This window comes from Celeribacter marinus, assembly GCF_965656515.1.
Classification (GTDB): Bacteria; Pseudomonadota; Alphaproteobacteria; order Rhodobacterales; family Rhodobacteraceae; genus Celeribacter; species Celeribacter marinus_D.
In genome coordinates, this window is the sequence record NZ_CBFHKW010000002.1 from 80,898 (window position 1) to 90,193 (window position 9,296).

The window sequence follows — 9,296 nt, forward strand, 5'->3', positions numbered from 1 at the left end:
CGGTAAGCGCCGCCGAGTGCGCCACATCGGACGCCCACGGACCGTGATGACCCTTACCGCCATCTGTGCGTTCAAAGCTGTGCGCGCCGAAAAAGTCGCGTTGGCCTTGGATCAGATCGGTGGTGCCACGGCCCATGCGCATGGTGTCGAAATAGGCGAGCGCATTGGAAAAGGCGGGGGTCGGCAGACCGCGCAGCGCAGCGGAGGCCACAACGCGGCGTAGCGCCGACGAGCCCTCGCGGATGATCTGAGCAAAGCGGGGTGCAAAGATCAGTTGGGTGTGCGGCAAGCCCTCGCGTACGGCGGATGCCATGTCATCAAGGAGCGCAGAGCGAATGATACAGCCTGCGCGCCAAACCTCGGCGCAGGACGCCAGATCGAGATCCCATTTGTATTCCTCGGAGGCTGCGGCCAAGAGTTTGATCCCTTGGTCGTAGGCGATGATTTTCGCGGCCAAGAGCGCCTTTTCCAAATCGGCATCAGACAGGGTTTCGGCCCCTGCTTGTGGTTGGATGTCGGCGAAAATCGCCTCGCCTGCTTCGCGCGTTTCTTTTTCAGACGACCATGAGCGCCCCGCAACAGCGGCCTCGATGGTGGAAGGCGATTGGCCGAGTGACAACGCCTCGATTGCGGTCCAACGTCCCGTGCCTTTTTGGCCCGCTTTGTCGACGATCATATCAACAAGTGGGTTGCCGGTTTTCTCGTCGACCGCCTGCAAGACCTTGCCAGAGATTTCGATCAGGTAGGAATTGAGCGGCCCTTGGTCCCATGCCTCGAACAGCTTGCCAATCTCGGCGGTGGGGCGTTTGTCGCCGTCACGCAAAAGACCGTAGACTTCGGCGATCATCTGCATATCAGCGTATTCGATGCCGTTGTGCACAGTTTTCACAAAGTGGCCCGCGCCATCGGGGCCGAAGTGATCGGCACAGGGCTGACCGTTGTGTTTGGCCGAAATCGCCTCAAGGATATCGCGGATAACTTCGAACGAGGCGATGTCGCCGCCCGCCATAATGGAGGGACCAAATCGTGCCCCCTCTTCGCCGCCAGAGACGCCCATACCGATGAAATTCAAACCATCGTTTTTCAACGCGGCTTCGCGGCGGCGGGTGTCGTGGAAATTGGCGTTGCCCGCATCGATGATCATATCGCCTTTGTCGAGGTGCGGCTTTAGCTCGTCGATGACGGCATCCACGGCCCCTGCGGCGACCATGATGATCACGGCGCGCGGTGTGGTAAGCGAGGCCACCAATGCCTCAAGCGTGTGCGCCGGCGAGAGTTTGTCAGCCAAGTCCCCCGATGAGGCCACGAACTCGTCGGTGACAGACGAGGTGCGATTGTAGACAGCCACACGAAACCCGTTGTCGGCAATGTTGAGGGAAAGGTTGGCGCCCATGACGCCAAGACCGATGAGGCCAATACGAGCCTGTGACATATAAGGGGTCTCCTTTGTGCGCCCGTTGGGGCGTTGTGCGTCTTTGGTATACCAAGAATTTCGCCGCGAATTTGCCGTCAAAGCCAAGGGTATACAAGCGGATACCGCCACAAACGGACACTGATTCGCGCCATGGCCTTGATATTTACTGAAAATTACCTATATTGAGACAAAATCACACAGCGCAATAAAGCGCGAATGCACAGGTTTCACATGGTCACGTTGTTAAAATCCGCCTTAGGAGGCGTCTTCAATCCGTTTTTCAGACGCCCCAATCGGGTGCAGTCCGCCGCACTTTGCTATCGCAAAGGCGAGAGCGGCAAAGAGGTATTGCTTATCTCATCGCGCGGCACAGGGCGTTGGATTTTGCCCAAAGGCTGGCCCATTGACGGCAAAGACGGCGCAGGCACCGCCGCCCAAGAGGCATGGGAAGAAGCAGGCGTTCAACCATCCAAGGTGAAGGCCAAACCACTTGGCCAGTACAACTACGACAAATTGTTCGATAACGGAGCGAGCGCGCCCGTCACAGCCACGGTCTATTCTATCAAGGTTGAGGGCATGGCCGACACCTACCCCGAAAGTACGCAGCGGACACGCAACTGGATGCCCGCCTCTGAGGCCGCCGAATTGGTGGACGAGCCGGAACTCAAAGATATTTTACGCGCCTTTTGAGGCTCTTGGCCCGCTCAGGGCCGCCGCGTTCGTCGGAGCGGTTGTCGCGAAGACGCCCCAAAGACGGCCACACCATAGCATCGTTCGGGTGCGTATTCGCGCGCATCCCGACGTTTATCCCCCAATCTATCCTCAAGTAATGCTTGATCGCGCGGGCGTGGCACGTTAGCGCTTCGCGCGATTGTAACAGGCATGTGAATGTTTTGTGACGACGCGCCGCGCAGGTCGATTGCGACATGGCGCACCGAGACAGGGGACGGATATGAGCGACGACAACAACCAATGGGCGACACTGGACAAAGATCTCAATCGCATCAGTCAGGTTGAATACGGCCTGACAGTCGTAGCGCGCCCGATGGTCGGATTAGGGGTCGCACTGGCCTTTATCATTGTGGCGGGCATCGCCGCGGCGTTCATTTTCGGCGACCAACCCGGCAGCGCAATCATCATCGCAGCCGCCGCATTGGGCGCCTATATGGCCATCAACATCGGCGCAAACGATGTGGCCAACAACATGGGGCCGGCGGTGGGTGCCAAGGCTCTCACGATGGGCGGCGCAATTGTTATTGCTGCATTTTGTGAAAGTGCCGGTGCGTTGCTTGCCGGTGGCGATGTCGTCTCCACGATCTCAAAGGGCATCATTGATCCCTCTGCCGTCTCTGACACCCGTATTTTTGTCTGGGCGATGATGGCCGCGCTGTTGTCATCTGCGCTTTGGGTGAACCTTGCCACATGGATCAGCGCGCCAGTATCAACCACGCACTCCGTTGTGGGCGGCGTGATGGGCGCAGGGATTGCTGCGGCAGGGTTCTCTGCGGTCAACTGGAGCTCGATGTCGTTGATTGCGGCATCTTGGGTCATTTCACCTGTTCTTGGCGGGCTCGTCGCCGCTGGATTTTTGTCCTTCATCAAAGCCAAAATCATCTATCAAGACGATAAGATCGCAGCCGCACGCATTTGGGTTCCGGTTTTGGTGGGCATCATGATGGGCGCGTTTTCGACGTATCTCGCTGTGAAGGGTCTAAAGAAACTGGTAGAAATCGACCTTTTGACCGCGCTGATGATCGGCGTAGGGATTGGTGCGCTCTCTTATGTCGCCTCGGCTCCTTTGGTCCGAAAGCAGTCTGAGGGGCTGGAAAACCGCAACAAATCGCTCAAGGTGTTGTTCGGTCTGCCGCTTGTCATTTCTGCCGCACTGCTGTCGTTCGCGCATGGGGCCAATGATGTGGCCAATGCCGTGGGCCCCCTCGCCGCGATTGTGCATGCCCAAGAGTTCGGAGAGTTTGCGGGCAAGGTGACGATCCCGCAATGGGTGATGGTTATCGGCGCATTTGGCATCTCGTTCGGCCTGTTGTTGTTCGGCCCGAAACTGATCCGCATGGTTGGCAGCCAGATTACCAAACTCAACCCGATGCGGGCGTATTGTGTGGCTTTGTCAGCGGCGATCACGGTGATTATCGCCTCATGGCTTGGCCTGCCTGTGTCCTCCACGCACATTGCTGTGGGCGGGGTATTCGGGGTCGGGTTCTTTCGCGAATGGCACCTTAACCGCCGCGCACGCGAACACTCCGCCAAACGCGCCCCCGAAAAACGGATTGCCGCCGAAGAGCGCCGCCGCCGCAAATTGGTGCGCCGCTCCCACTTTATGACCATCGTCGCGGCATGGGTGATCACCGTTCCCGCCGCGGCAGGTCTTTCGGCCATCGTGTTTTACATGCTGACGCATTTGTTCGCATAAACTTGGCGTGTCTCAATGAAAACGGGCGCATCCTTGCGGGTGCGCCCGTTTTGTATCTGGCTGTCACTAAGGGCGTTTAATTACTCAACGCACCACCGCATCACGGCTTTTTGCGCATGCAGACGGTTTTCGGCTTCGTCAAAGATCACTGACTGTGGCCCGTCCATGACGTTGTTTGTCACCTCGTCACCACGGTGCGCGGGCAGGCAATGCATGAACAACGCGCCTTCGTTGGCCTTGGCCATCAGCGCGCGGTTAACACGGTAGGGCCGCAACTGGTTGTGACGCCGCTCGCGCGCGGAGGCCGGGTCATGCATCGATACCCATGTGTCTGTGACGATGAGATCAGCCCCCTCGACCGCCGCATCGGCATCGCGCGAAATCTCGATCTTTGACCCTTTCGCACGGGCCTCGTCGATAAACTCCATTTCCGGATCGAGCGGCTTTGGCCCCGCAAAGGTCATATCAAACCCGAACTGGCCCGCAGCATGGATAAAGGACGCGCAGACATTATTGCCGTCCCCGAGCCAAACAACCTTTTTGCCTTTGATCGGGCCGTTGTGCTCTTCAAACGTCTGGATGTCGGCCATGATCTGACACGGATGCGTGCGATTGGTCAGCCCGTTGATCACCGGCACTGTCGCATATTCCGCCATCTCCAACAGCGTTTGTTCCTCAAAGGTGCGGATCATAATCATATCGACATAGCGCGACAGCACGCGGGCGGTATCGGCAATGGTTTCGCCGTGACCCAGTTGCATATCGGAGCCTGACAGCACCATGGTTTGGCCGCCCATTTGGCGCACACCAACATCAAACGAGACACGGGTCCGCGTGGACGGCTTTTCAAAGATCAGCGCGACCATTTTATCCTTGAGCGGCAATTCGGCATCGAGCGCCGCTTTGGGCATGCCTGTACGTGCGGCTTTGGTCGATTTTGCGGATGCAATAATCGTGTGCAAATCATCTGCACTGGTTTTGTTGATATCGAGAAAATGTTTCATATTCTTATCTTTTCGTCTTTAGGGTCAAAGCGATGCGGCCGCCGCATCGAGGCGTTTCACGGCCTCGGCGATGTCCGCGTCGGAGATATTGAGGGCGGGCAAGAGGCGCACCACATTGTCGGCGGCGGGCACGGTCAACAGACCCTGTTCGTAGCATTTGCCCACCAGATCGGCAGGCGCGATTTTGAGTTTGAGGCCAAGCATAAGGCCCTGACCACGCACGCGCTCGAACACATCAGGATGTACGGTAATCAACCCCTCTAGATGTTGACGCAAAAGCGCGGATTTGCGGTTTACCTCGGCCAGAAATGCCGGATCGGAAACGATTTCCATCACCGTGAGACCGACAGCACAGCCAAGCGGGTTGCCGCCATAGGTGGACCCGTGCGTGCCCGCGACCATACCGCTGGCCGCGTCTTCTGTGGCCAAGACAACCCCGAGCGGGAAGCCCCCGCCGATCCCCTTTGCGACCATCATGATGTCGGGTGTCACGCCCGCATATTCATGTGCAAACAACTTGCCCGTGCGTGCAACGCCACATTGCACTTCGTCAAAGATCAGCAAGATGCCGTGAGTGTCGCACAGATCGCGCAGACCCTTGAGGCAATGATCGGGCACCACGCGAATGCCCCCCTCACCCTGAATAGGCTCAATGAGGATCGCGGCGGTTTTATCGCTAATCGCCGCGGTTAGCGCATCGTGGTCGCCAAAGGGCAAATGCACAAATCCGGGCATCAACGGGCCAAATCCCTTGACCATTTTCTCGGCGCCCGAGGCGGCAATCGCACCTGTTGAGCGGCCATGGAAACAGCCGTCAAAGGTGATGATCTCGACCCGCTCAGGCGTGCCTTTGTCGTGGTGGTATTTGCGCGCCATTTTGATCGCGAGCTCTGCCGTCTCAGTGCCCGAGTTGGTGAAAAAACAGGTGTCGGCAAAGGTTGTCTCAACCAGTTTATCCGCCAAGGCCTGTTGCGCGGGAATTTTATACAGGTTGGAGACATGCCATAGCGTGTCCGCCTGTGCCTTTAGGGTCGCGGACAGCTCCGGATTGGCGTGGCCAAGCGTGTTAACGGCGATCCCTGCGCCCATGTCCAAAAAGCGTCGACCATCCGCCTCCACAAGCCAGCTGCCTTCGCCTTTGACAAAGGAAAGCGGTGCGCGGTTGTAGGTCGGAAGAACGGACGTGATCATCGGAGTGGTCCTTTGGACTGCGAAAGCCTTTTGAATGCCGCACGGGGCAAGGCTGTCAACGATTGAGATTGATTTAAGGTGGATTTGCGCCTGTTTGGCGCGGGTTGTGCCATGCGGGTCACGCAAAACTGGCACAGATGAACGGACGGACGGGCGGCGCGTTAGCGTCGACGTCGAGCGATTGTTATATATGTGGTCACCGTGTTCATGAGACCGCGTTTACGCCCCTCACCCGCTGTCTGTCAAAGCTATTTTCAATTGGACGACAGGAATTTTGCGCCACCGACCGTGCGCGCGCCGATTTTGGTGTCGGAATTTGCCGCACCGACCGAGATGCGCCGCGTGACCACAGGTTTAGGGGGGAGTTGTGGCGATCCGAGCGCGATTTCGCGTCGCAGTACCGGAATAATATCGAGGATATCCATGCCCAAGCCGATCTTTTTGCTGCCCTCTTGGCGGAGCGCAGACACGACAGACACCACCGCCAAACGCCCGCCATCATAGGCCAGAACGGGTGCGCCGGACGAGCCATAAGTGATGTCGCAATCAAAGGTCATTACGCCGCTGCGGTATTTATCGAGCACATTACAGGCACGCTGCACCGAAAGGGTGGCGTTGCGACCACGCCCGTAGGAGGCCACCATAAGTTCGCCGCGCGAGGTGCGCACACGGTGGATCGGGAACGGCAGGATCAGGGCGCGGGCGACAGGTTTGTCCAACTGGATCAATGCCACATCACGCGCGATATTGTCGGGGCTAATCTGACCATCGGATTCTTGGGTGAACCCCGCAGCGTAGGCGACCGCACGCCCCTTGGAGGCGGCAATGAATTCGCCGTTGCGCAGTCCCGCGCGAAAGATGATTTTATCGGCATCAATTTTTTGGCCCGCATCATCGATCACACAGTGCGCCGCCGTGAGCACAATGTCTTGCTCAATCAACGCGCCCGTACAGGTGGTGCGACCCGCAATATCTAGGCGGCCAACCGCTTCCCACCCGATCAACTCGGCGCGCCGATCCACACGGTCCAACTCGGACGGCAAACTATCGGCACCGTGAGAACCGCCTGCTATCGAAGCTGCGATAAGAGCAAAAACAAGGTGAGCAAAGCGCATGAAAATCCCTCTGGCTAGACGTGTCGGCCAAAGGGAGTGTCATACAAAAATGCGGCAGGAGTGAGGACTGCGCAGGGCGAAGGTCGGGAAAACCCGATCAGGACTTTAGCTTTGTGCCGCGCTTGAACAAAACCCAAACCCAAAAAATCACTGCACCCGTCACCGACCCCAACACGGCAAGGCCAAGCCACGGCGAGCTATCCGATTGGCCGATCACGCCGTAGCGCACGCCGTCGATGAGATAGAACACGGGGTTCATGTGGGTGAGCACGCGAAACCAATGCGGCAGGTTTTCCACCGAATAGAAAGTACCCGACAGAAACGACAAAGGCGTGATCACGAAATTGGTGATCGCGGCCATCTGGTCGAATTTCTGGCTGATAATGCCCGCCATAATGCCAAGAGCACCGAGCAACAGCGCGCCAAGCGTGATAAAGGTTAGAGCGACCAGAGGATGTGCAAGGCCAAGGCCCACAAACAACGCCATTGCCGACCAGATCGCCACGGCAACGATCAACCCACGCACCAACCCGCCCGCGAGATAGCCCAGAACCAATTCGATGGGTGAGAGCGGCGGCATGAGGGTATCAACGATATTGCCTTGGACTTTGGAGATCACAATCGACGAGGAGGTATTGGCAAAGGCGTTTTGGATGACGGTCATGGTCAGGATACCTGGTGCCAGAAAGTGGATGAACGGCACGCCCATCACATCACCGCGCGTCGGCCCTATGGCCAGGGTGAAAATGGTCAGGAAAAGGCCCGCCGTGACCAATGGGGCCGCAAGCGTCTGTGTCCACACAGCCCAAAACCGGCGAATTTCGCGGTGCGCCAATGTTTGCAATCCGAGCCAGTTGACGCGACCGAAGCGCCGCACACCCATCGCAATATCGTTTGTGCCTGTTTCCATCGCTGAAATCCTCTGATAAACTCTAGCTCTGTTCCGTTTGCGTGCTTGTAACCGCTCACACGCCGTTTAAATAGAGGGACAAGAGAATTCTACAAACAGTGCGCGCGCACAGGTGCGTTGCGAGACTGGATGTGACGGGTCGCGAACCATTCGCGACTTTTGCAGATGCTAAGGAAGACACATGTCCTGGACCGATGAACGCGTCGACGTATTGAAGAAAATGTGGGGCGAGGGTCAATCCGCCTCGCAAATCGCCAAGGAACTTGGTGGTGTGACGCGCAATGCCGTCATAGGCAAGGTGCACCGTTTGGGCCTATCCAATCGCGCGGGCTCTGGCACCACAGCTAAAGCAGCCGCCCCAAAAGCCAAACCCGCCGCACCCGCCGCGGTGAAGGCCAAGTCCGCAACGCCCCCCGCCCCCAAGGCAAAGGCAAAGCCCGCCGCCAAAGAAGAAGAGCCATATACGGGTCCAAAGACGGAATCAGCGACACCAAAGGCCGTGCCGCACAACCGCCGTCAGATCATTCCCGCAGGCCAGCCCCTGCCACCGCAGCCCTCGACCAACGAAATCCCTGCCGAAGCTTTGGCAAAGGTGAACGAGATCGAGAAGAAGGCCAAGAAAATCTCTGTGATGGATCTTACCGAAAAGACCTGTAAATGGCCGATCGGTGATCCCGCGACCGATGAGTTCTGGTTTTGTGGTCTGCCATCGCAAACGGGCAAGCCGTATTGCGAGGCGCATGTCGGCGTGGCGTTTCAGCCGATGTCGGCACGCCGCGACCGCCGTCGCTAAGTTGCACGCACACGACCATGAGCAGGGCCGTCCTTTGGGGCGGCCTTTGCGTTTCTTGCCCTTGCCCGCACGGGTTCGCACACCCCCCTGTGCGCTATCGAGCCATTTCATTTGAACGAAACGGTTCAAAACACCCCTACCCCGCCTTATCTAGACGAGACGCATAGAACAGAAAGGCCCGCATATGGCCCCTATCATTTCAATTCAGAACATCACCAAGAGTTACGACAACGGGTTCCAAGCGCTCAAAGGCGCGTCCCTCGACATTGAAAAAGGCGAGATCATCGCTCTGCTCGGCCCTAATGGCGCGGGGAAAACCACATTGATTGGCGCGATTTGCGGCCTTGTTAAAATCACCTCGGGGACGGTCACCGTTGGCGGTTTTGATGCGGTCACACAGCCGCGCGATGCACGGCGCATGATTGGACTTGTGCCGCAGGA

Annotated in this window: 9 protein-coding genes; 4 read left to right on the forward strand and 5 right to left on the reverse strand. The window is 57.8% G+C overall.

Going from position 1 to position 9,296, the window contains the following annotated elements:
• The coding region (gene gndA / locus ACTG34_RS01015; protein ID WP_439103191.1) for an NADP-dependent phosphogluconate dehydrogenase at positions 1-1,432 on the reverse strand (1,432 nt) is incomplete at its 3' end.
• 213 nt (positions 1,433-1,645) lie between these two features.
• Between gndA and ACTG34_RS01020 the strand changes: the two genes are divergently transcribed.
• Together ACTG34_RS01020 and ACTG34_RS01025 are read left to right on the forward strand one after the other, a co-directional pair.
• The gene (locus tag ACTG34_RS01020) at positions 1,646-2,104 is read left to right on the forward strand and encodes an NUDIX hydrolase (protein WP_342841970.1); all 459 of its coding nucleotides are present in this window, start codon (positions 1,646-1,648) and stop codon (positions 2,102-2,104) included.
• A 262-nt stretch (positions 2,105-2,366) separates the two neighbouring features.
• Positions 2,367-3,842: an inorganic phosphate transporter gene (locus tag ACTG34_RS01025; RefSeq protein ID WP_439103192.1), complete on the forward strand. Its 1,476-nt coding sequence runs from the start codon at positions 2,367-2,369 to the stop codon at positions 3,840-3,842.
• A gap of 80 nt (positions 3,843-3,922) precedes the next feature.
• On the opposite strand, the gene argF is transcribed toward ACTG34_RS01025, so the two are convergent.
• From argF to ACTG34_RS01045, 4 genes are all read right to left on the reverse strand, one after another.
• Positions 3,923-4,846, reverse strand: a complete 924-nt coding sequence (gene argF, locus ACTG34_RS01030) for an ornithine carbamoyltransferase (RefSeq protein WP_439103193.1) — start codon at positions 4,844-4,846, stop codon at positions 3,923-3,925.
• A gap of 24 nt (positions 4,847-4,870) precedes the next feature.
• Positions 4,871-6,037 (reverse strand): aspartate aminotransferase family protein, encoded by a 1,167-nt coding sequence (locus ACTG34_RS01035; protein ID WP_439103194.1) that lies wholly within the window; start codon positions 6,035-6,037, stop codon positions 4,871-4,873.
• A gap of 254 nt (positions 6,038-6,291) precedes the next feature.
• On the reverse strand, positions 6,292-7,152 hold the full coding sequence (locus ACTG34_RS01040; RefSeq protein WP_439103195.1) for a trypsin-like serine peptidase: 861 nt from the start codon (positions 7,150-7,152) through the stop codon (positions 6,292-6,294).
• A gap of 97 nt (positions 7,153-7,249) precedes the next feature.
• On the reverse strand, positions 7,250-8,062 hold the full coding sequence (locus ACTG34_RS01045; protein WP_439103196.1) for an ABC transporter permease: 813 nt from the start codon (positions 8,060-8,062) through the stop codon (positions 7,250-7,252).
• A gap of 181 nt (positions 8,063-8,243) precedes the next feature.
• On the opposite strand from ACTG34_RS01045, the gene ACTG34_RS01050 reads away from it, so the two are divergent.
• Positions 8,244-8,855 carry a GcrA family cell cycle regulator gene (locus ACTG34_RS01050; protein ID WP_439103197.1) on the forward strand — a complete coding sequence of 204 codons (612 nt, stop codon included), beginning with the start codon at positions 8,244-8,246 and terminating at the stop codon, positions 8,853-8,855.
• 184 nt (positions 8,856-9,039) lie between these two features.
• A partial coding sequence (locus ACTG34_RS01055; RefSeq protein ID WP_439103198.1) for an ATP-binding cassette domain-containing protein occupies positions 9,040-9,296 on the forward strand: 257 nt, incomplete at its 3' end.